Source organism: Bacillus cereus group sp. MYBK101-2 (genome assembly GCF_051918845.1).
Taxonomy (GTDB): Bacteria; Bacillota; Bacilli; order Bacillales; family Bacillaceae_G; genus Bacillus_A; species Bacillus_A paranthracis.
Window position 1 is genome coordinate 525,227 of sequence record NZ_JBQAIE010000001.1, and the last position, 25,940, is coordinate 551,166.

Sequence of the window (25,940 nt, forward strand, 5' to 3'; positions counted from 1 at the left end):
TAAATTTACTAAATTATCAATAAATTCTGTTAATTTTAAGAAAGTTTACAATCTCCTCCTATTAAAGTCATAAAAAAAGATCGAATAGATAACTATTCATCTATTCGATCTTTCATCTGTTTTAATATTTTCTTTTCAAGTCTTGAAACTTGCACTTGAGAAATCCCTATTCGCTCTGCTACTTCTGATTGAGTTTGGTCTTTATAATAGCGTAAATATACAATTAAACGCTCTCTCTCATCTAATTCTCTAATTGCTTCTTTTAAAGCAATTTTATCAAACCATTTCGTTTCAGATTGATCTGCAATTTGATCTAAAATAGTAATTGGATCTCCGTCGTTTTCATACACCGTTTCATGTATGGATGAAGGGGCACGACTCGCTTCTTGCGCCAGAACCACTTCCTCTGGCGTTAGTTCTAACGCTTCAGCTACTTCATTAATCGTTGGAGCCCTTCCGAATTCTTTCGAAAGCTCATCTCTCATCTTTCGAATTTTGTTTCCTGTTTCTTTTAAAGACCTACTTACTTTCACTGATCCATCATCACGTAAAAATCGTTGTATTTCGCCAATAATCATGGGAACTGCATATGTTGAAAATTTCACGTCGAAAGATAAATCAAATTTATCTACCGATTTTAAGAGTCCAATACATCCAATTTGAAACAAATCGTCTGGTTCGTATCCGCGATTAAGAAAACGTTGCACAACCGACCATACGAGACGCATATTACTTTGAACAATTGTATCTCTTGCTTGTTGATCTCCATCTTGACTTTTTTGAATTAACGCTTTTAGCTCGTGGTCCTTTAACTGAGGTTTCTTCTTCTCATTTTTGACCTCTATGTCCATAGGCTATTCTCCTTAATTGCATAGAGCGTTACTATTTGATAAGTATTTTGTCAAATGGATTGTTGTCCCGAAAGATTCGTTTGAAATAACTTCTACTTCATCCATAAAATTTTCCATGATAGTAAATCCCATTCCGGAACGCTCTAATTCAGGTTTAGTTGTAAAAAGGGGTTGTCTCGCTTCATCTAAATTAAAGATGCCAATCCCTTCATCTCGAATCGTGAGTTTCACCATTGCTTCTTCCAAAATTACAGAAATATAAACAACACCTTCTGCATTTCCTTCGTACCCATGAATAATTGCATTCGTAACCGCTTCTGACACAACTGTTTTAATCTCTGTAAGTTCTTCCATCGTAGGATCTAGTTGTGCAATGAAAGCAGCTACTGTAACGCGAGCGAACGATTCATTTTGACTTAATGCTGAAAATTGAAGGTTCATTTCATTTCTCATTTATGCCACCCCCAACGTCGCGAGCGCATGCGCTTCACTTTCTTCTAAGCGAACAATTTTAAATAAGCCCGACATTTCAAATAAACGTTTAACAGGCGGTGAAATTGCACAAACAACCATTTCTCCACCTAATCCCTTTACATGCTTATATCGGCCTAATATAACACCTAAACCAGAACTATCCATAAACGATAAGTTCTCTAGGCTCAAAACAATATGATGAACACCATGTGTCTCAATCATATCTGTTACTTTCGTTCGCAACTCTTCAGCAGTATGATGATCTAATTCACCCGCTAGCCTCACACATAGGACGTCACGTTTTACTTCTAATTGCATGGAAAGACTCACACGATTTCCTCCTTATGCTCAAACTTTACTCATTTACATACATAAAGATTTTCGTGATACAACATAAGAATCCTTCCTACTGACAAAAGAAGAACTATTTCGCCATAAAGTGAAACCATTCAGCAATTATTTACTTACATACGAATAGAAAAGCGGCAAAATGTTTGCCGCTATTTTGATGTTGAAAACATCCCAAAACTTCTTTTAAATAACTCCCACCAGCTCGCTGCAGCAACATCTTCTTTTGCTACAATTGTTTGTTTTAATAAAACATCTTGATCTTTTTTTATAACAAGTGTACCAAGCGCATCGCCCTTTTTAATCGGCGCTTTCACTTTCTTTTCAGCAATTACTTCTTGCTTTACCTTGTCCATATTTTCGCCCTTCTTCATAAGAAGAGATACATTGTCTGACGCAACTAAATCTATTTTTTCTTTCTTCCCTTTTCCTACTTGGACAGTCTTAATTTTTTCGCCTCGTGTATACAATTTCTTTGTCATATATTGACCAAATGCGTAGTCAAGAAGCTTCGTTACTTGATTGTTCCGTTCTTTTGATGTAGGTGCTCCCATAACAACTGAAATAACACGCATCCCATTCTTTTCAGCCGACGCTGTTAAACAATATTTTGCTTCTGTCGTAAAGCCCGTTTTTACACCATCTACTCCAGGATAAAAACGCACTAACTTATTCGTATTAACGAGCCAAAACTTCTTATCCGTATCTTCACGTAAATAGTCTTCGTATTTTCCTGTGTATTTGCGAATAAGTGGGTACTTCATCAATTCTTTCGCCATTATAGCCATATCATTTGCTGTGGAATAATGGTCTTTAGCCGGAAGACCTGTTGGATTTTGAAAATGAGTATTTTTCAGTCCTAAATCTTTCGCTTTTTTGTTCATCATATTTACAAAACCTTCTTCTGAACCAGCGATATGCTCCGCTACTGCAACAGACGCATCATTTCCAGATGCAATTGCAATACCCTTTAGCATTTCATTTACGGTCATCTCTTCTCCAGGCTCTAAAAAGATTTGTGATCCACCCATTGAAGCTGCATGCTCACTTGCTCTCACTTTATCGGTCAGTTTTAGTTTTCCTTTTTCAACTTGTTCCATAATTAATAGCATTGTCATAATCTTCGTCATACTAGCAGGTGGTAACTTCTCATTTGGATTTTTATCAAACAAAACTTTACCTGTATCTTGTTCAATTACAATTGCTGATGACGCTTGTTCCGCTAACTTCGGCGTTGTTTCTTCTGTTTTCTCCTGCTTCGTCTTCTCAGATTGTGCGAAACTAACTGAAGTACCAGAAAGCAATAACATGAAACAAACAAGTATTCCAAAAACTCGCTTCATGACTAACCCTCCATTCTATATCAAACCTATTTTTTCCAATTCACCGTTTTTTAATACCATATTTTTCTAACATTTTCAGTTGACAAATACATTACTCACCTTTATTGTATTAAGTGTATTACACATAGTAGTACACTTAATACAAGCCAGAAAGGAGACATTGCTCTTGCACATTCAACTTGATCCAAGAAGCAACACTCCGATATGGGAACAAATTGTTCAAAATATAAAAGAACTCGTATTGAAAAACATGTTAGCTCCAAGTGACAAACTACCTTCTGTACGCGAACTCGCTTCTTTACTCGTTATAAATCCAAATACAGTGAGTAAAGCGTATCAAGAATTAGAGCGACAAGGGATTATTGAAACATTACGAGGAAAAGGAACATTTGTATCCCAATCGATCACCCCAACATTAGACGAAAGGAAAATCGCTATGGTTGAAAAGCAATTTCATCAATTACTATTAGAAGCCTCTTATCTTGGTGTTACGAAAGATAAAATTCATGATTGGATAGATTCATACTACAAAGAGATTGGAGGAAATGCGGATGCTGAAAGTGACAAGCCTCAAGAAAACGATTGATAATCAAACGATTTTAGATGATGTTTCTTTTACATTACAAAGAGGAAGTATTACCGGACTACTCGGAAGAAACGGTGCGGGGAAAACAACTTTATTACGAACGATGGTCGGTATTTTAGACCCTGATGCAGGGACTGTTACATATGAAGATACAAACATTCATCAGTGTCCTGAAGTAAAGCAAAAAATCGTATATGTTCCGGATTCTACTAACATACTGAACGGCTATGCGGTAAAAGAAATTGTAAAGTTTTATAAAGCAGTTTATACCGTATTTGATGAAGCATATTTCTATGAACTGTTGGAACGTTTTAACTTACCAAACAAAAGAATTCGTAGCTATTCAAAAGGAATGAAAGCACTGCTTGCTATCATTTTAGCCGTTTCTACAAAGGCAGAATATATTATTTTAGATGAACCGACAAATGGACTTGATCCTATCGTAAAAAGACAGATTTTACAGTTTCTCGTTGGAGAAGTTGCAGAAAAAGAGATTACCATTTTCATCTCAACTCACCATTTAGATGAAGTGGAACAAATTGCAGATACAATTATTATATTAAAAGGCCATACTATCTCGTCGATTACATCACTAGACGATGCAAAATCACGATTTGCTAAAATACAAGTTGCTTACGAACGTTCACTACCTCAAAAACTAGAAAACTTGAGCAATATTAAAATATTAAATCAAACAGGAAAAGTATATACCATCTTAATTGAAGGAAATGTGGCTACAACACTGGAGAAGTTTTATAAAGAACAACCTATACTCATTGAAGAATTAACAATGTCACTTGAAGATGTCTTCGTTACGACACTGGAGGAGGATGGGTATGTTTCATAAGGCATTGTGGATGTGGAATTGGAAACGCGGGAAATATGCTGTGTTACTATTCTTCTTTAGTTCGCTTTACTTGTTACCTTTTGGCTACTATAGAAGTGCTCAGCAACAACTTGATGCGTATTATGAATTACAAGAAAAAGGGAAACAGTATTATTATTTTTATATTTTTTCTTCAGGAGAAAGTAATAGTTTTTGGTTAACTGTTCTTATTATCGCTTTAGCCTGCTTATTGATAGGATGGGAACGCAGCTACCAATCTAATACACTACTTATGACAATGCCATTTAAAAGAAAAGATGTTTTCTTATCTAAATGGGCTTTCGGTTCATTTTGTATTGTGGGCTCATTACTTTTCAATTGGGTTCTTATGTATGTTATTTATAGAACCACTATTCATTTTGATTATCAATCTTTTAGTCCGTTTCATCGATACTTTCTTTATGCGATAGTTTCTTATGTTGCAGTCTATACAGCTGCCTTATGTATCGGTACTTTTACTGGAAGCATCGTTTCGCAGATTATTTTTTGTATTCCATGGTTACTAGCAGGGGTTACATTTATTACATTACTATACACTTTTACAACTAACCATTTATACGCTGCAAATATTAAAAATGAAAACTTATATCGACAACTTTATGAAATCAATCAAAAAACAAATACAGCTGCACCAATTAGTCATTTTTCTATCAATTATTACTATAATCCGGAATCCCGTGAGATCGAGAACAATCCAACTGCTTTAAGAGATCCAGCATCTCATATATATTATTCAGCCAAATCAATGTTAGTCCCGATTTTTTATACATTAGTTTACTTACTACTTGGAACATATTTATATACAAGATCACCAAATGAAAACACTCAGAAGATATTTATGTTCCAAAAGAGTTTACCGATATGGATATGGGGCTCAACCATTTACTTTGCATTACTAGGCGGCTATAAAATAAACCATTTTAATTTCTTACCTAGTTACTATATCGGTTTGTTTCTAACCGGAATCATTACTTATGTTATATTATCACGCCTAACAAATTATAAAGTTTTTTAAAGGAGAGATCCTATGTTTCAAAAAGCACTGTGGCTAAGAACGTATCAACAAAGTAAATATGTTGTATGGTTATTTTGGCTCGTCAGCTTCTATACTTTGTCATATCAATACTATATGACTTCTATTCAAGAGCAACAATTTCTAAATGACAATAAAAAGTGGAACTATGTATATCATTACCATTTTGATTTAACACTTCTAGATCCTGTTCTGCTGTTAGGTAGTGTACTTATCGTTCTAGCTTGTACGTTAATTGGATGGGAAAGACAAAATAACGCTAGCGACTTGTTATGGTCCATGCCCTTTAAACGTTCGCACCTTTATATAACAAAGTGGTTATTTGGAATCTGTAATATCGTCGCAGTTGTCATTTTAAACTGGGGGCTATTTGCTATTATGAAAAAGTTAACTTTTCATAATAAATATCAAGTATTCTCTCCCTTTCATAGTTATTTTATATACATGTTAATTGTATTAATCGCTATTTATACAATTACCTTATGTGTAGGTACAATGACAGGGAATATTATATCGCAAGGATTTCTCACTACAGCTATATTAATCTTTCCAGCTTTACTTCCATCACTTATCTCCGGAGTCATTGCTGTTCACTCAAACACTGAATTTCATGAAGACAACAGTCTTATACATGATGTGATGGAAAACATACGTATCTCTAGCCCAGCAGAAGATTTTCGTATTTACTTTAATTATGATCCACAGAGCGCTTATACTGATCAAAATGGAGTACGTCATAACGAACCAAACTTTACAAAAATTCCACCGGCAAAAACATTGATTGGACCTATTGCACATATTATTCTTTTATTACCACTCGGTATATATTTATATGCTCGTTCAATCAATGAGCGAAATGGTAACTATCTATTATATCCAAAGTTACAAAAGTTAGTAATGGCATGCGCTATTTTCTTTGGTGGGATCGTTGGAGGTTTAATACTAAGTCGAGCGCACTCATTGTCCAGCTTTTACATCGGATTTTTAGTAACTAGTTTCATTACGTATTTCTTCCTACCTAAAATATTAAAATGGAAAGTCTCTTGGAATTTTAAATAAAATAGCCTCCTCTTATTGAGGAGGTTATTTCACATTCTCTCTCCTATCCCCATACACCATCTCTTCTTTCATCCCAAATCCATCACCATTTTGCACAATCTGCTCTGTCGGTGCAACTACACTTTCAGCAATTTTCCATTCCCCACGCTCTTTCACAAATACTTGTAGAAAATAGTTCATGCCATCTAATTGATATGCATTTTCTTTTTTCACATTATAGTGAATCGCAATGTAGTACACTTGAATATTTTCTTTTCCTATTTTTGATACGTATTGCGATAGTCTCGGTATATAGAGTGCTGCTTTCTGAAAAGATAGTTGCTTCGCTTTAACAAGCGATGAACTTGTTACATTACGTAATGTGTCCTGATTACGAATATTATCGCTATGGTGGAATAATACTGTGTTTTGCATAGAACGAACCCATAATTTTGAATATAAGACTGTATTATCGTTTTCAATGTACTTCACTTCTTTTCGCACCACTTGGATAGGCGTATCTGCGTACGTGAATGTTTGAAAATAGAAAAAACCACCAAATAAAATGGTAAGTGCAGCAATATATTTCATAATCTTTCCTCCGATCTTTTAATTAAAGTATCGGAGTTTCAAAATGTTTTTATTCAAAAGAAAAAGGATAGGAAAGCTGTCGCTCCCTATCCTCATTTATTATAATACGCGGCCAAATAGCTCTAACACCATTTCTATTTCTTGGTCGCTCCAACCTTTAAATTTCTCTTTATAATATTCTTTTCGTACAGCTTCTAGTTTTTCAGTTACTTCTCTTCCGTGTTCTGTAATTTCTAAGTACACGATACGACGATCTGAATTGGAACGTTTTCTTTCTACTAATCCTTTTCTTACAAGACGATCTGTAACAGCTGTAATATGACTGGAGGTTACGTTTACTTCACTCGCAATTTGCGAAGCCATCTGTGGACTGTTTAAAAATAACGCGCGTAATACAGAAAATTCATTATATGGCATATGTTCTGCAAAACGTGTATTAATATCATTTTGTAATAAACGTATCATCTTTCGAAATGATCCGGATAACTCTAAAATCAGTGTTTCTCTTTTTTCGTTCACTAGCCTCGTCCCTTTTTTATCATATTTACACATATTATAATCTATAAATACCCTTGTTGTATATCCTTTCTTTCCTCAACATTCTCATTTATGTAACTTTTTTCATACAAATTTCTTTTTTGTTCACACATATACATATAAAAAGGATGGTGATGGAAAATGCAGGGTGGAATGAATCCTTATTTACACAATGTACGCACAGCTAATACTGGTAAAGAAGCGACTATTACTGTACAAGGTGAAGGTGTTGTTAAAGCGAAACCAAATGTCGTTATACTAACACTTGGCATTCGAACTGATAGTAAAAATGTGAAACAAGCGCAAGAAGAAAATGCAGTACAATCAAAACAATTGCTGGATGCACTTAAACAGCTTGGTATCGCTGATAAAGATATAGAAACGATTTCTTATACGATCACTCCTCAATACGAGTATGTAAATGATAAAGCATTACTACAAGGATATCGTGTGGAACATTTGTATGAAATTACCGTTTTAAATGTACAAAAAGCAGGGGAAGTATATGATATAGCCGTTTCAAATGGAGCAAACGTAGCAAAAGGATTACGTTTTCGAATATCTCACCCAAATAAATATTATGAGCAAGCTCTCATTCAAGCTCTGCAACAAGCGGTAGAAAAAGCTCGTGCTATTGCGAGTACATACAATTTAAACATTAATCCTGTTCCACTCTCATTCGTTGAAGAATCTGCTCAATTACCACGGGAAGTTGCGTCCTATGCTACTTTACATGCACAAGCAGCTCCTCCCATTCAATCGGGAGAACTAGAAATCATTTCTACAATAAGGGCGATCTTTACGTATTTATAAATAATTTCATTTATAAGTAAACGTTATCATTTTCCTTGTTGTAAAAACATGATGTTCTGATATAATAAAGGACGGTGAGCTCTTACGAAAGAGATATCACGGGTGGGAGAGGGATATGAAAAAGAAGGTTTAACATGAAAGGAATACTTGAAAGAACATTTAAATTAGGTTTACACGAAACATCACCAAAACAAGAAGTTTTAGCTGGAGTTACGTCATTTTTTACGATCGTATATATTATGATTGTAAATGCATCCATTTTATCCGATGCTGGCATTCCTCTTGAAGCTGGAATTTTAGCAACTGTTTTCAGTTCATTTGTCGGATGTCTGCTCATGGCATTTTGGGCAAATGCACCTGCTATTCTTGTCCCTGGTATGGGTGTAAATGCATTCTTCACGTACACTGCTGTGCATACGCTCGGATTAACTTGGCAGGAAGCATTAGCAGCTGTCTTCATCTCTGGTATTATTTTTGCAATTGCTGCGTTTACACCAATCGCTCGCGTGCTTTCAGTATCGATTCCAAAATCACTAAAGGAAGCTATCACTGTCGGCATCGGATTATTTTTAGCATTTATCGGATTGCAAAAAGGTGGTTTAGTCGTTTCGAATCCAAATACTGCTGTTGCAATGGGTAAATTAAGTAGCCCTGTCGTTCTTGCGACCGTGCTTACTCTTATCGTTGCACTCGTATTATTTATTCGTAACGTACGTGGAAACTTTTTATGGACGATTGCAATAGGAACTGGTATTGCATGGCTGTTTGGCCTTGTTGATACAAGTCAAATCGGAAATAGTTCATTCTCATTCGCTAATTACGGCGATGTGTTTGGGGCTATGTCATTTGGCAAACTTTCTTCCTTACCATTTTGGATTGCAACATTCTCCTTAAGCATGGTGCTTATTTTTGAGAACATGGGACTTCTGCACGGTTTATTAGAAGATGACCGTAAATTCCCACGTGCTTACCAAGCCAATGCAATTTCAGCAATGACATGTGGTCTATTTGGCACAAGCCCTACCGTATCAACAGTAGAGAGTGCCGCAGGTATTACTGCAGGCGGAAAGACAGGTCTGACGTCTATCGTTACAGGGTTGTTATTCTTTGCATCACTGTTTGCACTTCCGTTTGTCAAACTAATTCCTGATAGTGCCATTGCACCAATCTTAATTATTATTGGCGGCCTGATGATTACAAGCATTCAACAAATTCCTCTGAACGATTTTTCAGAAGGATTTCCAGCGTTCTTAATTATCGTCATGATCCCGCTCACATATAGTATCGCTGATGGCATTGCGTTCGGATTTATTGCTTATCCTATCTTAAAAGTTGCTCTTGGAAAGCGTAAAGAAGTCGCACCGTCTATGTATATCATTACATGCTTATTCTTAGCCATGTTCGTATTACATGCTATTGGTTAAGTAAAAACACCGAGGAATTTTCCCTCGGTGTTTTTTACTTAAACCATCCTTTTTTATAAAACCAAGCCATCATGCCGCCGCCAATTAGTGCCATAATAAGTAAACAAATAAAATAACTATATTGTCCACCGAGCTCTGGCATATGCGTAAAGTTCATTCCATATACTCCCGCAATAAATGTTAATGGCATGAAAATAGTCGAGAATACAGTTAATGTTTTCATAATGTTATTCATATGATGCGAGTTTAATGAAAAATAGCTATCTCGAATATCTGCTGTTAACTCCCGGCTTGCTTCAATCATTTCGGTCAGTTTAAGCAAATGATCATGTATATCTTTAAAATAAATTTCATGATCACTTATACCGTAAAAACGAGTCGAATTTAAAATACGATACAATAAATCACGCATCGGAATAATTGTACGTCTTAACTTCGATAAATCTGCACGTATATCAAATACTTCTTCTAGTACACTTCCTGCCGTTTCACCCGTTAAATTATCATCAATTGCATTTAAATGATCCTCAATGTAATATACAGGCGCAAAATAGTCATCTACAATTTGATCGATAATTGTATGTGCTACGTGCAGGGGACTATTTTTAATACGCTTCTTTTCTCCAAGCGTTTTCCATACTCTTTCAATTGCATTGTTATGAGAAAAGTGGAAAGAAACAATATAACGATCACTAATAAATAAATCAATCTCGTGCGGTTCTAATCCATCCTCACCAAATGCATGAAGAACTAAAAAGTTATATCCATCATAAAAATCAACTTTTGGCCTTTGTACATATTCTATGCAGTCTTCAATTGCAAGGGGATGGAACTTAAAATGATCTTGCAAAATGTATGTATACTCTTCTTTCGTTGGCTTATATAAATCTAGCCAATACCATACAATATGGTCTTTCTTTGTTTCCTCTAGCGAAACATCATATAATACTTCATCTGTTTTTGTTATTGCACAAATTCTAATCATATTTTCACCCATTATTATTATAAACAAAAAATAGTAAAAAAAGCCAAGGAGAAATACTCCCTGGCCCTTCTTTATTATTCAGTAACGATGCCGTGCACTAATGTTGGTGCATCTACATGCTCTTTAGAGATCTTCATGTTCTCATAAATTTTTGCTTTTACGTCTTCTACATTTTCACGGTTTGCGTAAATGGTAACAAGTGATTCACCTTTTTTCACGCTGTCCCCTACTTTTTTACGAAGCATTAAGCCAACTGCTAAATCAATTTCAGATTCCTTCGTCGCACGTCCTGCTCCTAAAAGCATTGCTGCTGTTCCGATTTCATCTGCAACGATTTCTGATACATAACCGTCTTCCTTCGCTTCCACTTCAATTTTAAATTGTGCTTGTGGTAATTTAGAAGGATCATCAACAACAGATGCATCGCCGCCTTGCGCTGATAAGAACGTTTTAAATGATTCTAGTGCCTTACCGTTGTTCATTACTTCAATTAATTTCTCACGTGCATCTTCTAGAGATGAAGCTTGTCCAGCAAGGTATACCATTTGACTTCCAAGCGTTAAACATAACTCTTCTAAATCTTTCGGTCCTTTACCTTGTAATGTATCAATTGCTTCTTGTACTTCAAGTGCGTTACCAATCGCCTCACCAAGTGGTTGACTCATATCAGAAATAACAGCCATCGTATTACGACCAACGTTATTACCAATGCGCACCATTGCTTCTGCTAAACGTTTTGCATCTTCATCTGTTTTCATAAATGCACCTGCTCCAGTTTTTACATCAAGAACAATTGCATCTGCACCAGCAGCAATTTTTTTACTCATAATTGAGCTTGCAATAAGCGGAATTGAGTTTACTGTTGCCGTTACATCACGAAGTGCATACAATTTTTTATCCGCAGGTGTTAAGTTTCCACTTTGACCAATAACTGCGATTTTATTTTCATTTACAAGACGCATGAATTCATCATTTTCGATTTCAACATGGAATCCTGGAACTGCTTCTAATTTATCAATTGTACCACCAGTATGTCCTAGACCACGTCCAGACATTTTTGCAACCGGTACACCTAAAGCGGCTACTAATGGACCTAATACAAGTGTTGTTGTATCACCAACGCCACCTGTCGAGTGCTTATCTACTTTTACTCCTTCAATAGCTGATAAGTCGATTGTATCACCGCTATTTACCATTGCCATCGTTAAATCTGCACGTTCTTGATCGTTCATATCTTGGAAGAAAATTGCCATTGCAAGTGAACTTACTTGATAATCAGGAATATCACCATTTGTATATCCTTCAACAATAAAGTTAATTTCTTCTGTCGTTAATGCATGTCCGTCACGTTTTTTTGCAATTAGGTCCACCATTCTCATTGTGAGGTCACCCCTTCATTTGTTTTACGATTGCTTTTACTAATGCTAAGAAGTTAGCTTTAACACGTTCTGTCGTTTCGATTACTTCATCGTGGTGAAGTGGCTGATCTAAAATACCAGCTGCCATATTTGAAATACAAGAAATACCAAGTACTTTCATACCAGCGTGACGCGCTACAATTACTTCAGGTACTGTTGACATACCAACTGCATCTCCACCAAGTGTACGAAGCATACGAATTTCAGCAGGTGTTTCATATACAGGACCTGTCATTCCAACGTATACCCCTTCTTGTACTTTAATATTTAAGTCTGCTGCAACTTGTTTCGCCATTTCGCGAAGCTCTACTGTATATGATGTAGACATATCAGGGAAACGTACACCCATTTCAGAATCATTTGGTCCGATTAATGGATTTGTACCCATGAAGTTAATGTGATCTGAAATTAACATAAGATCGCCTGGTTCGAATGATGTATTTACACCACCAGCTGCATTTGTTACAACAACTGTTTCTACCCCTAGTTCTTTCATAACACGAACTGGGAATGTTACTTTTTGCATATCATATCCTTCATAGAAGTGGAAACGTCCTTGCATTGCTACTACCGTTACACCTTGAAGTGTACCGAATACTAGTTGACCTGCATGGCCTTCTACAGTGGAAACTGGGAATTCAGGGATTTCACTGTAAGGTACTGTTACTGCATTCTCGATTTCATCTGCTAATACACCTAGTCCAGATCCAAGGATTAGTCCTACTTGTGGTGTCTCTTGAAATTTCTCTTTTAAATATGAAGCTGATTTTGTAATAAGTTCACGATTCATTTGTTTATCCCCCTATTTCTTTAGCTCGTTTAAGAAGCTTGTTCCGTATTCTGGCATTTTCACACCGAAGTTTTCTGCTACAGTTGCACCAATATCAGCAAATGTTTGACGAAGTGGTAACTCTTTTCCGCCTTCTTTCATGCTTGGGCTATATGCTAATAACGGTACATATTCACGTGTATGATCAGTACCATGATGCACTGGGTCATTACCGTGGTCTGCTGTAATTAATAATAGATCATCTTCTTTTAGTTTTTCGAATACTTCTGGAAGACGTGCATCATATTCTTGCAGAGCTTCTCCGTATCCTTGTGGATCACGACGGTGACCGAATAATGCATCAAAGTCAACTAAGTTTAAGAAGCTAAGACCTGTAAAGTCCATATTTAATGTATCTACAAGCTTATCCATTCCATCCATGTTAGACTTCGTACGAAGTGATTCAGTTACCCCTTCACCATCATAGATGTCAGAGATTTTACCGATAGCAATCACATCATAATCACTATCTTTTAATTCATTCATTACTGTACGGCCGAATGGTTTTAATGCATAGTCATGACGGTTCGGTGTACGTGTAAAGTTTCCAGGCTCACCAACGAATGGACGAGCAATAACACGGCCTACCATGTACTTCTCATCTAACGTTAATTCACGTGCAATTTTACAAATTTTATATAACTCATCAAGCGGCACTACTTCTTCGTGTGCTGCGATTTGTAGTACGCTATCAGCAGAAGTGTAAACAATTAAAGAGCCTGTTTCCATTTGTTCTTGACCAAGTTCATCAAGAATTTCAGTTCCAGAAGCTGGTTTATTACCGATGATTTTACGGCCTGTTTTTTCTTCTAATTCATCAAGTAATTCTTTTGGGAATCCTTCTGGGAACACTTGGAATGGTGTATCAATGTAAAGACCCATGATTTCCCAGTGGCCTGTCATTGTATCTTTACCAGTAGATTTTTCTTGCATTTTTGTATAATATCCAAGTGGTTTTTCTACTTTAGAGATGCCTTTCATTTCACGAATGTTACCAAGACCTAATTTCACCATGTTAGGCATTTGTAACCCATTCATATGTTCAGCAATGTGACCAATTGTGTCAGATCCTAAATCACCAAATTGTTCAGCATCTGGTGCTTCACCGATTCCAACAGAGTCCATTACGACTAGGAATATACGTTTATATTTATTCATAACTGCGACCTCCTATAAGTTCAGTTCTACTTCTTGTAGTATGTTCAAAACGCTATAAAGTGAAACTGTTCTCCATAAGAATTATCTTTCGTTCTCATTATCAAACAGTACTTCTTTAAATCATTCTCTAACCTATTTCGTTTACCTTGAAACGACGCAAAAACATTTCTAGTTTTTTCTAAGTCAGATGTCAGACATCTGATACTGATATCATAACATGTTTACGCTTTCTTTTTAATACATTTTCGTAGAATTTCTCATTTTCTTCACACTTCTATTGTAATCCATTATGCACAGAAGTGCTAATCATTTTATGATTTACTTCTTCATATAAAGTGAAATTTTAATCAGTGGCGGTTTTTTTCTTTCCCACTAATCATTTTCAGAGCAAAAATAAAAAAAGCAGCTCTAAAGAGCTACCTTTTTATTTTACTTCTACTGTTTCTTCTTTATGTTCATGCAATTCGCCTTTTTTAACATGAACTTTCACTTTGTAAGAACCCTTTTCTTTGAAAGTATGTTTCGTTTCATACTCCCCTTTATTTCCTTCTTTTGCTGGAATGAATTCGTGTTTTTCCACACCATCTTTCCAAATCTCAAGTTGTACTTCAGCACCAGTTAAAGCTTCTTCTTTTTGTTTTAAATGAACTTTCATTGTTGATTCAGCATTTGCTTTTATGTCACCAGCCATAAGGTGGATCATTGTATCGCTTTTATGATCGCCATGTCCTGCACCATGATCACTATTTTCTTTTTTCGCATCTTCTACTTTCGCATTTCCTACAGCCACTTTTACTTCTGGCATAACATGCATTTCACGTGCATTTGTGTGAGCAATAATGTGGTATACTCCATCCGTTTCGAACGTTTTCTCTACAGCATAAACACCTTTTCCTTTATGCTTACCTTCTAGCATCTCGTGCTTTTCGTCGCCAGCTTTCCAAATTTCAAACTTTACATCATCAGCATCTGTTACCTTTTCTTTTCCTTGTGTAACAAGTGCTTGTACTTCTGTTTTTTCACCAGGTTTAATTTCTTTCGGATTTGTTTGAACTGCTACTTTTACAGCTTCTAGTTTCTGTTCTTTTTTCGGTTCTTCTTTGTTTGTATTACAGCCAGCCAATGCTAGCATCGCGATAAATAAAGTCATAATAAGTTTTTTCATCATCATTTCCTCCTTCATACTTTATTTAGTATAGAGGAAATACATTGTAATATTCTAGTCTTCTGCTGAAAACAATGTACGAAATGTTTGTGAAGTTTCTGTGAAGTGCTATAGCCTTTTGAATCTATGAAAAAAGAGCATAGTACCTATGCTCTCGGATGAAACTGTTTATATACATCTTTTAATCTAGTTTTTGAAACATGCGTATAAATTTGTGTCGTTGAAATATCTGCATGTCCAAGCATTTCTTGCACAGCACGTAAGTCTGCTCCATTTTCTAATAAATGCGTAGCAAAAGAATGACGCAATGTATGAGGTGTAAGCTCTTTTTCAATATTTGCTTCTTTCGCTAATCGTTTTAAAATTTTCCAAAATCCTTGTCTTGATAATCGATTGCCATGATGGTTTAAAAAGAGTGCATCTACTACTTTTTTCCCCATCAATTCTCTTCTTCCCTTTTCAATATACTTTTGAATCGCTTCCGTCGCTAAACTTCCTAGTGGAATAATTCTTTCTTTATTCCCTTTCCCTATGCATCGAACAAATCCCATCGTTAAATGTACATCTTCTAAATTTAATGCAATTAATTCCGAAACACGAAGTCCTGTTGCATACAATAACTCTAGCATCGCTTTATCACGAACCCCAAAAGCGCTCGTCATTTTTGGTGTCTGCAGTAACGCCTCTACTTCATCAACTGACAATACTTTCGGTAATTTCCGTTCTCCTTGCGGCGTTTCAATATGTACGGATGGATCGTGCTCTACCGCTCGTTCACGAAGTAAAAATTGGTGAAACGAACGAATCGATGCAATATGACGTGCTAATGTTTTCGAAGATTTTCCGTTTTCTTTTAAGTGCTGCAGAAAGTTAACAATGTGCAAGCGTGTCACTTCGTGAAAGCTTTTCGCTTGTTCTACATTTTGCAAATACTTTACATAACTTTTCAAATCACGTTCATAAGATACTACTGTATTTTTCGCTAGTCCTTTTTCAACAACCATATAATGAATAAAATCTTTTAATTGATCTTCCAATCTACACTACTCCCCATTTTCATAGAAAAACATCATTCTATTTACGAAAGCATCCTTTGCCGGCTCTTCATTCCCTGATACTTTTTCTACAGTCTCTTCTTTTGGCTTTTCATAACGATGATAGCTTTCATATTCTTCATTTATCCATAGTATAGCGAAATAAAACAAAATCGTACAACTTGTAAATAATAAAAATACTTTTATCCCATCAAAAGTTAATTTTAAAGCTCGGCGCATTGTAAATTCCTCCAAAATATAAGTTATTACAACATATGCCAAGCTTTCACCAATTTATACCTTATTCAAATAAAAAACCTCTTCCTAGTTAAATAGGAAAAGGTTATTTTTCATCCGTTTCATTTTCTTGACAATTTTTACAAATCCCATGGAATGTTAAACGATGATCCTTCACCTTAAAGCTCCAGTCATGTTCTACTTTCCTTTCCACTTCACCAAGTAAATCTTCTTGTATTTCTTGTACAGCACCACATTGTGTACAAATCAAATGATGGTGGAAACGCTGCGCACCTTCTTGGCGTAAGTCATAGCGTGAAACACCGTCTCCGAAGTTAATCTTATCGACAACTTTTAACTCAGATAATAGTTCTAAAGTTCGATAGACGGTTGCTAATCCGATCTCTGGCGACTTTTCTTTTACAAGGAGGTAAACATCTTCTGCGCTTAAATGATCTTCTTCATTTTCTAGCAGCACACGAACTGTTGCTTCACGTTGCGGTGTTAATTTGTAGCTCGCTGCATGTAATTGCTTCTTAATTCGTTCAATTCTTTCTTCCATTCGGTACTACTCCCTCCTCGCCACTCTTACACCATTATATCAGAAGAAGGGCTTCTGTCAAAAGAAAAACAATAAAAACAAATTGATAATTATTCTCATAAAGTATTTATTGTTTATTAATAGCCTCAATGACTTCTTTCATTAAAACTGGTGATGCATAAGCCTCTACACTTGAAGCAAGAGCTAACACCGCTCCAATTACAAGAAAGAAGCATGTATAACGGATCAATAATGGTAATAGCGGCTCAGTTATTTTTCGGATAAATTGATGCCTAATCATGCGTAAGGAAAAACTTGCGGCAATTGTTGTCATAACGAGAAATACTGGGATGATAATGAGATTTTGTGGCAATACAGAAACGAATGCTAATAATAATCCATTCCATCCATGCTGACTTACTAAAAAACCTACTGTAAATCCGACAACTACTCCTTTTGCAAATAATAAAATAAAAATGAGTGGCAATCCAATAATTGAAATCCCTAAAATCCAAATAAATCCAATGTATTTTAATTGTGAAAAGTAACTTTCTCGAAACATTTCGCCTGCAATAGCAAATTCTCCTTTAGAAACTTGTCCAAAAAAACGTTGCAAATAAAATGATAAATCTTGTTTTTGATTTAATTGTAAACTATTTACAAGAATCGCTCCAAATATTACTCCCATCAATAACAAAACAGCGTTAAATATATATAATGAAGAGTTTTCCTGTATGTGAGACATTACACGGTCTTGCCAAGTTTTTCTCCACATTTTTCTTCCCTCCGTTCACACTCTTACTAAAAATGTATGAAAGAAAGAAAAAAGTATGACGAATTAACATTGAAATTCCGCTCTACTTTGCTAAACTAAAAAGTAGAGAATAGGAGGGATTTCTCTTGAAACCATTATTATTAGATTTTCCAACATTATTTCAAACTGAACGCTTACAGGTTCGTAAGCCATTTCCAGGTGATGGTGCAGAAGTGTATGAAGCAATACAAGCTTCTCTAGAAGACTTAGTACCGTGGATGCCAATTAACGCTGAAACAGAAGAAAGTGCTGAAGAAATCGTTCGTAACGCTCACGGACAGTTTTTACTTCGTGAAACACTTGATTTTCACTTATACGATAAAGTATCTGGTACATTCATCGGAGCTATAACGCTCAAGCCTGAAAACTGGGATATTCCAAAGTTTTCACTTCACTTCTGGCTACATAGCGCTTATACAAAACAAGGCTATATGACCGAAGCTGTGAAAGGTGCCATTCAATTTGCCTTTGATAAGCTAAGCGCTCGAAGAATTGAAATTCGTATTGATGCAACAAATACAAATGCATGTAACTTAGCAGAACGTTTAGAATTTATTCTAGAAGGTACAATGGAAAATGATTTCATAGCACCAGATGGTAGCTTACGTGATGCACGCGTATATGCAAAAATTAATTAAAAACACTCGCCTTTGGCGAGTGTTTATTTTTGTAGTTGTAAATATTGTACTGCAAACATCGTCTTCGCATCGTGAATACGAAGATCTTTCATAAGAGTAGTTGCTTCTTCTAATGATACTTCCATTAATTCCACAAACTCATCTTCATCTAACGCAGCTTTATTTTCTTTTTTCGTCAAACCTGTCGCTTTATATACATATAAAATTTCATCTGCAAATCCTGGAGATGTATAGAAAGAAGTAATAAGCTCCATATTTTCACATACATAACCTGTTTCCTCTTCTAATTCACGAACTGCTGTCACCTCAGGTTTTTCACCTGGCTCTAACTTGCCAGCTGGAATTTCTATAATCGCCTTTTCAAGCGCTTTACGATACTGCTCAACAAGCACAATTTTCCCCTCATCAGTAATAGCAATAATAGCAACTGCACCAGGGTGATTTACAATTTCACGTTTACTCATTGCTCCATTTGGTAATACTACATCATCAACACGAACTTTTATAACTCTACCATCAAAAATCGGCTCAGTTTTTACTGTTCTCTCTGCAAGATTACTCATACTACTTCATCTCCCTGTTCTATTTCCTATTCTTTCCTCATACATTTTACCACATTGAAAGGAGCGTGATAGAAATGAAAGTTTATATTTTACCAAATCGCGTCACTTTAGTCGGAAAAGCATGGCAAATTCGCCATAAGCTAAAACAATATGGCAAAGAGTATACAACTGTACAAGAGTGGATTACAGCAACTAAAAAGTAAACGTTTGTCAACCTCTTTTCCCTTGCGTACAATAAGAATAAGGAGAAGGAGGTTGAACTATGAAAAAACGTCAATTAGGAAACTCAGATTTATTTGTGACAGAAATGGGACTTGGCTGTATGTCCCTCGGTACATCTGAGAAAGAAGCCCTGCGTATTATTCATGAAGCAATCGATTTAGGAATCAATTTTTTTGATACAGCGGATTTATATGATTATGGATTAAACGAAGAATTTGTTGGAAAAGCCTTAAAAGGAAAACGAGACCAAATTATCCTTACAACGAAGGTTGGGAATCGATGGACAGAAGAAAAAAACGGCTGGTCTTGGGATCCTTCTAAAAATTACATAAAGGCTGAAGTGAAAGAAAGTTTACGTAGACTTCAAACTGATTATATTGATCTTTATCAACTTCACGGCGGGACGATTGAAGATCCTATAGATGAAGTAATTGAAGCCTTTGAAGAATTGAAAAAAGAAGGTATCATTCGCCATTACGGTATTTCTTCTATACGTCCAAATGTCATCCGTGAATATGCACAGCGTTCAAATATCGTTAGTGTTCTAATGGAATATAGCCTTTTGAATCGTCGCCCTGAAGAATGGTTCCAGCTTCTTAATGAACATCAAATTAGCGTTATTGCTCGCGGACCACTTGCGAAAGGAATATTAACTGATAACAATACAAGAAAGATAGAAAGAGTAAAAGAAAAAGATTACCTTTCTTATTCTTACGATGAATTATATGCGACGCTTGCGAATGTAAAAGAAATAATTGGAGAAAACTCCTTAACTGGAACAGCTATTCAATATTGCTTACATAACGAAACTGTTGCAGCTGTTATACCTGGTGCAAGCTCTATTGGGCAATTACGAGAAAATGTACAAGCTAGTAAACAAACACAGTTAACAACAGAAGAATATATCCAGCTTCAGCAAATCGTGAAATGTAATACGTACGCATTACACCGATAAAAAGACGCTACCATACTGGTAGCGTCTTTTTATAACGTATCATATTTATCAGGATTCGTTCCTACATGTAAATTACGATTTAACGTATTAATTTGAGTCATCTCTTCTTCTGTTAATGAAAAGTCAAAGATAGAAAAATTCTCCTGAATGCGAGATGGTGTAACAGACTTAGGAATCGTCACAATCCCGCTTTGAATATCCCACCTTAATATAACTTGCGCAGGTGTTTTTTCATATTTAGTAGCAATGGCCTGAATAATCGGGTGTTGAAATACTTCTCCGCCCCTCATTAATGGACTCCATGCTTCCATTTGAATTTGCTCACCTTGACAGAAATCACGCAATTCAAATTGTGTTAACATGGGATGAAGTTCCACTTGGTTTACCATCGGCTTTACTTTGCAATTTGGTAATAGCAGTTCTAAATGATGTTTATGGAAGTTAGAAACACCAATCGCGCGCACTTTACCTTCTTCATACAGTTTTTCTAATGCTCGGTACGTATCAACATACTTCCCTCTTATTGGCCAATGTATTAAATATAAATCTACATAGTCCATTTGTAATTTTTTTAAGCTTTTCTCAAACGCCTCAAGCGTTTCCTCGTATCCTTGATCATCGTTCCAAACTTTTGTTGTAATAAAGATGTCTTCTCTCGGAATCCCTGATTCACGAACTGCTTCTCCGACACCGCTTTCATTTTCATATACAGTTGCTGTATCAATCGAACGGTATCCAACTTCTAACGCTGTTTTTACTGCTTGTTTTACTTCGTCGCCTTCTTTCGCTTTATAAACGCCTAAACCAATCATCGGCATTTTTACGCCATTATGAAGTGTAGTTGTTGGAATGTGCACAGTCGTCTCCCTTTCATCATTACATTTTTTTATAAGCCACCACTTTATTTGAACAAGATTCAACCAAAAAGTCAAAACATATGTACAGTTTACATAATAAACTTATATACTTTCTAAAATAATGCGAACTCATTCATTCACATTATTTTCCATCCATTTCTTCGCTTTTTCATCAACATTACGTACAAACTCAGTTTTCCCTTCCGAATATAACTCACCATCATATGTATACTTTTCAGCTAATTCTTTCTTTAAAGTTGCATATGCTTCAGCTTCTTCACAATGAGCCATCATATAATCACGAAATGCTAAATGCCTTACTATCTCAGGGTTTCCTTTTTCAAACACGTGTAGGTGATACGAGCGTTTTTCCTCCGTTCCATGAATAAAATAACGGCGTCTTGAAATACCATTCTCCCCTTTTACGATATAGCCAAGCTCTTCAAAACGTTCATTCCACCTATCTACTCTGTCGATACTCTCTACTTCCATAATCATATCTATAATTGGTTTCGCTGCCAGTCCTGGCACCGACGTACTTCCAATATGATGGACCTTCACCTTTTCTGGCATCGCCGCTTTTAATCTTTCAGCCTCCATTTGAAATTTTTCACCCCAATGATTTTCATGCGGAACAACTACAATTTTTCTCATTCTAACTCCCCTTTTCTTACAAGCTCGTCAAAAAAATGATCAGCGTTATTCACTGATCATTTTCGTTATTATTTAAAGTCTTTCCAAGTAAGGTTACTTTCACTTAACAGTTCTTCAAATGATTTATTCTTTTCACGTTCTTTTTGTTCTTGGCGCTTTCTTTCCTGTTCAGCTGCCACTTTTTCCTCTTCTCTCACTTGCAACTCTTTCTTCTTATTCTTTAATTGCTGCATGAGTGAATCATTTAATTGATCACCTAATGTAAGCGACTCTTTCTTTTGTTGATTCACTTGCGCTTGTCTTTGCATTTGTCTTTGTTTCTTTTTCTTCATACTACTCACCTTTTACTTTTTTCTCCATTATAGTAGATACACAATGAACTCGACAATAAAAAAGGTCCTTTACTCTATTATTCACTTTTTGTAAATATGTTAATTTTTCGAAAAAACCATTTTTTTGTCTAGATATAATCCTATGAATCTATTAAAATTATGTCGTATGATGTCAGATTATAAAAAAAGGAGAATTAGATTATGTGGAAAAAAATCATTCCTGCTGTTGCCGTTTTAAGCACCATTACTTTTTCAACCGTATTTGCTGCTCCCCCATCCCAGACTCCAGCTGAACAAAACCGCTACATAGACGTACAAATGCTTGGTATTAATGATTTCCATGGACAACTAGATACTGTTAAAAAAATTAATAACAAAGAAGCTGGTGGCGCTGATTACTTAGCTACTTATTTAAAAGAACGTAAAAAGCAAAACCCGAATACACTTCTCGTACACGCTGGCGATATTGTCGGAGCTAGTCCACCAGTTTCAGCATTGTTACAAGACGAACCAACGATTGAATTTTTAAATGACTTAAAATTTGATGTTGGTACAATCGGAAACCACGAATTTGATGAAGGTATTGATGAAATGAAACGTCTCATTTACGGTGGCTATCACGAAAAAACAGGGAATTTCAAAGGTGCAAATTTCCCTTATGTCGCTGCAAACTTCTATAATAAATCCACTGGCCGCTTATTTTTACCGCCATTTACTGTAAAAATGGTAAATGGTGTGCCTGTAGGATTCATTGGCGTAGTTACAACTGATACACCAAATGTCGTGATGCCTACTATGCTTAAAAATGTAGAAATCACTGACGAAGTAGAAGCAATTAATAAATCAACGCAGCAATTAAAGCGTCTTGGCGTTAAATCCATTGTCGTCCTTGCTCATGTCGGTGGAACAACAGATGAGTCTGGTGTGACAAATGGAGACCTTACTCGAATTGCAAATGAAACAGATTCGGAAGTTGATGTTATTTTTGGTGGGCATAGTCACACGTATATAAATGGTACTGTAAATAATAAACTAATCGTCCAAGCGAACTCTTACGGAATGGCTTTCTCAGATGTAGATGTAACAATTGATCGTAAAACAAAAGATATTGTAAAGAAAAAAGCTGAAGTTGTTACAACATACCATGAAGGTGTAGAACCTGATAAACAAGTAAAGAAAAAACTAGATCAATATAAAGAAAAAATTGCACCGCTTGTAAATGAAGTTGTCGGAAAATCTACAGCACCTATCGACCGTAAACAAAATGATGCTGGTGAGTCCACTCTTGGAAATTTAGTTGCCGATGCCCAGCGCCAAACGATGCAAACTCAAATCGCACTTATGAATCCGGGCGGCATTCGTAATGACTTAGATGCTGGCGATATTACATGGGGCGAATTATACGGCATTCAGCCTTTTGGAAACCAATTAATTAAAGTAGATTTAACAGGTCAAGATATTCGCGACATTTTAAATCAACAATGGCAAAAAGGAACGACGAGAATGCTTCAAATTTCAGGTATTCAATATACGTGGGATGCAAATAAACCAAACGGTCAAAAAGTTACAAATATACGTTTAACAAACGGTGAAGAATTATCTCCATCTAAAACGTATAGCGTAGTGGCAAATGCCTTTTTAGCTTCTGGCGGTGATGGATTTGTATCATTTAAAAATGGTAAAAATCCAGAGACTGGTCCAAACGACTTTGAAGCGCTAGTCGATTACGTAAAACAATTAAAAGAACCTATTCAGCCAATTATCGATGGTAGAATTCAAAAAACAAATTAAGTACACTCATAATAAACAATCTTAATTTTTCATCGTAAAAGATACACATAAACCTTTTATCCGTCATATATGTGAAACCTAAAAAGGATACTCGTTCTTACAATGAACATAGTATCCTTTTCTTTATTTATCAATATGTGATGTGTTGTTAAAATCATATTGTTGTAAAAATTGTTGTAACGCCTCTTCTACAAGTTTAGATTTTTGAATTCCTTTCGATTCTGATATAACGTCTAGTTTTGCTAATATTTCTTTATTAATAGAAAAGGTACGTTTCTTTTTTTCTGTACTTATATTCATCATGGGCGCAATTACTTCTTCTTTCTTTCTTAATAACTCATAAATACTTTGTAATTGTTCATAAATTAATAGTTGATAATCCGTTTTCGCATATTGAAGGGCTGTCGCTTCTTGGAGTTGTAAGTGACGCGGTTCTTCTCCATCTCCTACAAAAATACGCTTTTTCTGTTCTCCATCATATTCGTATCCAATCAACCTTAATTTCTTCGATAATGTATACGGGCTTATTTCAAGGCGTTTTGCTATAATAGCGATGGATTCACGCCTATTTAAACAATCGACAATTTCTCCAATCGTCACAATTTCCCTCCTCCCATATTGAAATGACACTAGTATGGTATGTTACAATGATTTTCTAACAGTATATGCAAAACGAATAGCCTGTGCGATTCATACGATTTTAGAAAAGGAGGTTTTCAATATGCTTTTTCGTAGCAATACCCCGCAGTTCTATAATGAAAATAAAAAACTCATTCCTAATAGTATCGCTACGATGGAAAGCGTTATGATTAACAACCGAAAACAAACTCTCCTTATGCGCGGGCAAAACGTAGAGCAGCCTATTTTATTATGCTGTCACGGTGGACCAGGCATGGCACAAATCGGATTTATTCGTCATTTTCAAAAAGAATTGGAGAAACACTTCATCGTAATTAATTGGGATCAGCGCGGGGCAGGTAAATCCTTTTCAATGAAAGATTTCGGAGCAAATTTTACAATCGAACAATTCATTTCCGATGCAAAAGAAGTGATTCAATATGTACTTAAAAAATTCAATAAACAGAAACTATTTCTCGCTGGTCATTCTTGGGGAAGTATTATCGGGCTTAACATAGCACACTATTATCCACAATATATCGAGGCTTATATCGGTATTGGGCAAATTGTACATATGAAACAAAACGAGGAATTACTATATCAGCATTTAATTCGTTCTGCAAAAAAATATAATCATAAAAAAGCATTAGCGTCCCTTTTAAAATTAGGAAAACCGCCATTTTTAGATACGAGACGCCTTATTATTCAAAGAAAATGGCTTGGCACATTCGGAGGTGCAATCCAAAACGGATCTTCCTTTTCTTTCATACGAAAAGGCTTCTTTTCTCCCGAATATACACTATTAGATTGGTTCAAGTTTCTCGCAGGAAATTTAAAATCTGGCGTTTTATGGGAAGAAATGTTGACAGTCGATTTCTTTTCTTCTATTACGAGTTTATCTATTCCAGTTTATTTTTGTTCTGGTCGCTATGATTATCAAACTCCTTATGCACTCGTTCAGGAATATTGTGATGTAATAGAAGCACCGATAAAAAAGATGATTTGGTTCCCAAATTCAGCACATTCTCCCGATTTAGAAGAGCCAGAATTATTCGCTCGTTCTTTACAATCCATTAAACAAGAGCTAGCTTTTCACCATTAGTAACAAAAGGCTCTTTTACATTTCATAAAAAACAATTTATAATAATATGTCGCAACTATGTATAAATCTAGCAAGGTGATTCATATTTCCTTGCCTTAACACA

The 25,940-nt window shown here is 35.7% G+C and carries 31 protein-coding genes; 11 read left to right on the top strand and 20 right to left on the bottom strand.

The features are described 5' to 3' along the window. Positions 1–92 precede the first annotated feature (92 nt). The 4 genes from sigF to dacF form a co-directional block, all read right to left on the bottom strand. Positions 93–851, bottom strand: coding sequence for an RNA polymerase sporulation sigma factor SigF (gene sigF / locus ACTFSI_RS02735; protein ID WP_000350729.1), 759 nt, complete (start codon positions 849–851; stop codon positions 93–95). A 12-nt stretch (positions 852–863) separates the two neighbouring features. Continuing rightward, the gene (gene spoIIAB, locus ACTFSI_RS02740; protein WP_001243400.1) at positions 864–1,304 is read right to left on the bottom strand and encodes an anti-sigma F factor; all 441 of its coding nucleotides are present in this window, start codon (positions 1,302–1,304) and stop codon (positions 864–866) included. Then, complete coding sequence (gene spoIIAA / locus ACTFSI_RS02745; RefSeq protein WP_000059133.1) at positions 1,305–1,655, bottom strand: anti-sigma F factor antagonist; 351 nt, start codon at positions 1,653–1,655, stop codon at positions 1,305–1,307. Positions 1,656–1,825: 170 nt separating this feature from the next. Continuing rightward, positions 1,826–3,016, bottom strand: a complete 1,191-nt coding sequence (gene dacF / locus ACTFSI_RS02750) for a serine-type D-Ala-D-Ala carboxypeptidase DacF (RefSeq protein ID WP_139895627.1) — start codon at positions 3,014–3,016, stop codon at positions 1,826–1,828. A 166-nt stretch (positions 3,017–3,182) separates the two neighbouring features. Here dacF and ACTFSI_RS02755 point away from each other — a divergent pair, with 166 nt between their 5' ends. The 4 genes from ACTFSI_RS02755 to ACTFSI_RS02770 are packed head-to-tail and all read left to right on the top strand — an operon-like array spanning position 3,183 to position 6,580. Continuing rightward, positions 3,183–3,602: a GntR family transcriptional regulator gene (locus tag ACTFSI_RS02755; protein WP_138321168.1), complete on the top strand. Its 420-nt coding sequence runs from the start codon at positions 3,183–3,185 to the stop codon at positions 3,600–3,602. Next, positions 3,568–4,449: an ABC transporter ATP-binding protein gene (locus ACTFSI_RS02760; RefSeq protein ID WP_138321166.1), complete on the top strand. Its 882-nt coding sequence runs from the start codon at positions 3,568–3,570 to the stop codon at positions 4,447–4,449. Before ACTFSI_RS02755 ends, ACTFSI_RS02760 begins: the two co-directional genes overlap by 35 nt. Then, positions 4,439–5,503 carry an ABC transporter permease subunit gene (locus tag ACTFSI_RS02765; RefSeq protein WP_044793856.1) on the top strand — a complete coding sequence of 355 codons (1,065 nt, stop codon included), beginning with the start codon at positions 4,439–4,441 and terminating at the stop codon, positions 5,501–5,503. The genes ACTFSI_RS02760 and ACTFSI_RS02765 overlap by 11 nt, the downstream gene beginning before the upstream one ends. 12 nt (positions 5,504–5,515) lie before the next feature. Beyond that, positions 5,516–6,580, top strand: coding sequence for an ABC-2 transporter permease (locus ACTFSI_RS02770; RefSeq protein WP_000486549.1), 1,065 nt, complete (start codon positions 5,516–5,518; stop codon positions 6,578–6,580). 24 nt (positions 6,581–6,604) lie between these two features. Here the strand turns inward: ACTFSI_RS02770 and ACTFSI_RS02775 are convergent, their stop codons facing one another. After that, positions 6,605–7,150, bottom strand: a complete 546-nt coding sequence (locus ACTFSI_RS02775) for a hypothetical protein (protein WP_000873780.1) — start codon at positions 7,148–7,150, stop codon at positions 6,605–6,607. Positions 7,151–7,249: 99 nt separating this feature from the next. Then, positions 7,250–7,669 (bottom strand): MarR family winged helix-turn-helix transcriptional regulator, encoded by a 420-nt coding sequence (locus ACTFSI_RS02780; RefSeq protein WP_001003314.1) that lies wholly within the window; start codon positions 7,667–7,669, stop codon positions 7,250–7,252. Positions 7,670–7,828: 159 nt separating this feature from the next. On the opposite strand from ACTFSI_RS02780, the gene ACTFSI_RS02785 reads away from it, so the two are divergent. Further along, positions 7,829–8,500 carry an SIMPL domain-containing protein gene (locus tag ACTFSI_RS02785; protein ID WP_001161454.1) on the top strand — a complete coding sequence of 224 codons (672 nt, stop codon included), beginning with the start codon at positions 7,829–7,831 and terminating at the stop codon, positions 8,498–8,500. 134 nt (positions 8,501–8,634) lie between these two features. Then, entirely contained in the window at positions 8,635–9,924 is a 1,290-nt protein-coding gene (locus ACTFSI_RS02790) for an NCS2 family permease (RefSeq protein WP_000676253.1), read from the top strand. 34 nt (positions 9,925–9,958) lie between these two features. Here the strand turns inward: ACTFSI_RS02790 and corA are convergent, their stop codons facing one another. The 9 genes from corA to spoIIM form a co-directional block, all read right to left on the bottom strand. Further along, positions 9,959–10,921 (bottom strand): magnesium/cobalt transporter CorA, encoded by a 963-nt coding sequence (corA, locus tag ACTFSI_RS02795; protein WP_001998197.1) that lies wholly within the window; start codon positions 10,919–10,921, stop codon positions 9,959–9,961. Between the two features lie 62 nt (positions 10,922–10,983). Beyond that, on the bottom strand, positions 10,984–12,288 hold the full coding sequence (locus tag ACTFSI_RS02800; protein WP_001243079.1) for a pyrimidine-nucleoside phosphorylase: 1,305 nt from the start codon (positions 12,286–12,288) through the stop codon (positions 10,984–10,986). A 7-nt stretch (positions 12,289–12,295) separates the two neighbouring features. Then, on the bottom strand, positions 12,296–13,117 hold the full coding sequence (locus ACTFSI_RS02805) for a purine-nucleoside phosphorylase (protein ID WP_001078446.1): 822 nt from the start codon (positions 13,115–13,117) through the stop codon (positions 12,296–12,298). 12 nt (positions 13,118–13,129) lie between these two features. After that, positions 13,130–14,314, bottom strand: coding sequence for a phosphopentomutase (deoB, locus tag ACTFSI_RS02810; protein ID WP_001046082.1), 1,185 nt, complete (start codon positions 14,312–14,314; stop codon positions 13,130–13,132). 424 nt (positions 14,315–14,738) lie between these two features. Continuing rightward, the gene (locus ACTFSI_RS02815; protein ID WP_001993299.1) at positions 14,739–15,482 is read right to left on the bottom strand and encodes a FixH family protein; all 744 of its coding nucleotides are present in this window, start codon (positions 15,480–15,482) and stop codon (positions 14,739–14,741) included. A 143-nt stretch (positions 15,483–15,625) separates the two neighbouring features. Further along, positions 15,626–16,516 (bottom strand): site-specific tyrosine recombinase XerD, encoded by an 891-nt coding sequence (gene xerD, locus ACTFSI_RS02820; protein WP_000390084.1) that lies wholly within the window; start codon positions 16,514–16,516, stop codon positions 15,626–15,628. 6 nt (positions 16,517–16,522) lie between these two features. Beyond that, the gene (locus ACTFSI_RS02825) at positions 16,523–16,753 is read right to left on the bottom strand and encodes a YqzK family protein (RefSeq protein ID WP_001250432.1); all 231 of its coding nucleotides are present in this window, start codon (positions 16,751–16,753) and stop codon (positions 16,523–16,525) included. Positions 16,754–16,856: 103 nt separating this feature from the next. After that, the gene (gene fur / locus ACTFSI_RS02830; RefSeq protein ID WP_000392655.1) at positions 16,857–17,312 is read right to left on the bottom strand and encodes a ferric iron uptake transcriptional regulator; all 456 of its coding nucleotides are present in this window, start codon (positions 17,310–17,312) and stop codon (positions 16,857–16,859) included. A gap of 106 nt (positions 17,313–17,418) precedes the next feature. Continuing rightward, entirely contained in the window at positions 17,419–18,036 is a 618-nt protein-coding gene (spoIIM, locus tag ACTFSI_RS02835) for a stage II sporulation protein M (protein WP_270362513.1), read from the bottom strand. A 155-nt stretch (positions 18,037–18,191) separates the two neighbouring features. Between spoIIM and ACTFSI_RS02840 the strand changes: the two genes are divergently transcribed. Then, entirely contained in the window at positions 18,192–18,743 is a 552-nt protein-coding gene (locus ACTFSI_RS02840; protein ID WP_000803491.1) for a GNAT family N-acetyltransferase, read from the top strand. Positions 18,744–18,766: 23 nt separating this feature from the next. Here ACTFSI_RS02840 and ACTFSI_RS02845 read toward each other — a convergent pair whose 3' ends face one another. Next, positions 18,767–19,306, bottom strand: coding sequence for an NUDIX hydrolase (locus tag ACTFSI_RS02845; RefSeq protein WP_000067038.1), 540 nt, complete (start codon positions 19,304–19,306; stop codon positions 18,767–18,769). A 74-nt stretch (positions 19,307–19,380) separates the two neighbouring features. Between ACTFSI_RS02845 and mciZ the strand changes: the two genes are divergently transcribed. Next, a complete protein-coding gene (gene mciZ, locus ACTFSI_RS02850; RefSeq protein WP_000870299.1) occupies positions 19,381–19,509 on the top strand; it encodes a Z-ring formation inhibitor MciZ in 129 nt (42 codons plus the stop codon). A gap of 59 nt (positions 19,510–19,568) precedes the next feature. Next, a complete protein-coding gene (lolS, locus tag ACTFSI_RS02855; RefSeq protein ID WP_000747195.1) occupies positions 19,569–20,483 on the top strand; it encodes an aldo/keto reductase in 915 nt (304 codons plus the stop codon). Between the two features lie 29 nt (positions 20,484–20,512). Here the strand turns inward: lolS and ACTFSI_RS02860 are convergent, their stop codons facing one another. The 3 genes from ACTFSI_RS02860 to ACTFSI_RS02870 form a co-directional block, all read right to left on the bottom strand. Continuing rightward, positions 20,513–21,340 (bottom strand): aldo/keto reductase, encoded by an 828-nt coding sequence (locus ACTFSI_RS02860; protein ID WP_138321151.1) that lies wholly within the window; start codon positions 21,338–21,340, stop codon positions 20,513–20,515. A 129-nt stretch (positions 21,341–21,469) separates the two neighbouring features. Beyond that, positions 21,470–21,994: a GrpB family protein gene (locus ACTFSI_RS02865; protein ID WP_001227172.1), complete on the bottom strand. Its 525-nt coding sequence runs from the start codon at positions 21,992–21,994 to the stop codon at positions 21,470–21,472. A gap of 68 nt (positions 21,995–22,062) precedes the next feature. Then, positions 22,063–22,326: a YqkE family protein gene (locus ACTFSI_RS02870; protein ID WP_000727549.1), complete on the bottom strand. Its 264-nt coding sequence runs from the start codon at positions 22,324–22,326 to the stop codon at positions 22,063–22,065. Positions 22,327–22,527: 201 nt separating this feature from the next. On the opposite strand from ACTFSI_RS02870, the gene ACTFSI_RS02875 reads away from it, so the two are divergent. After that, entirely contained in the window at positions 22,528–24,117 is a 1,590-nt protein-coding gene (locus ACTFSI_RS02875; RefSeq protein ID WP_440045222.1) for a bifunctional metallophosphatase/5'-nucleotidase, read from the top strand. A 123-nt stretch (positions 24,118–24,240) separates the two neighbouring features. Here the strand turns inward: ACTFSI_RS02875 and ACTFSI_RS02880 are convergent, their stop codons facing one another. Then, positions 24,241–24,717 carry a ribbon-helix-helix domain-containing protein gene (locus ACTFSI_RS02880; RefSeq protein ID WP_070806790.1) on the bottom strand — a complete coding sequence of 159 codons (477 nt, stop codon included), beginning with the start codon at positions 24,715–24,717 and terminating at the stop codon, positions 24,241–24,243. 121 nt (positions 24,718–24,838) lie between these two features. Between ACTFSI_RS02880 and ACTFSI_RS02885 the strand changes: the two genes are divergently transcribed. Further along, positions 24,839–25,837: an alpha/beta fold hydrolase gene (locus tag ACTFSI_RS02885; protein WP_000898954.1), complete on the top strand. Its 999-nt coding sequence runs from the start codon at positions 24,839–24,841 to the stop codon at positions 25,835–25,837. The last annotated feature ends 103 nt before the right edge of the window (positions 25,838–25,940 follow it).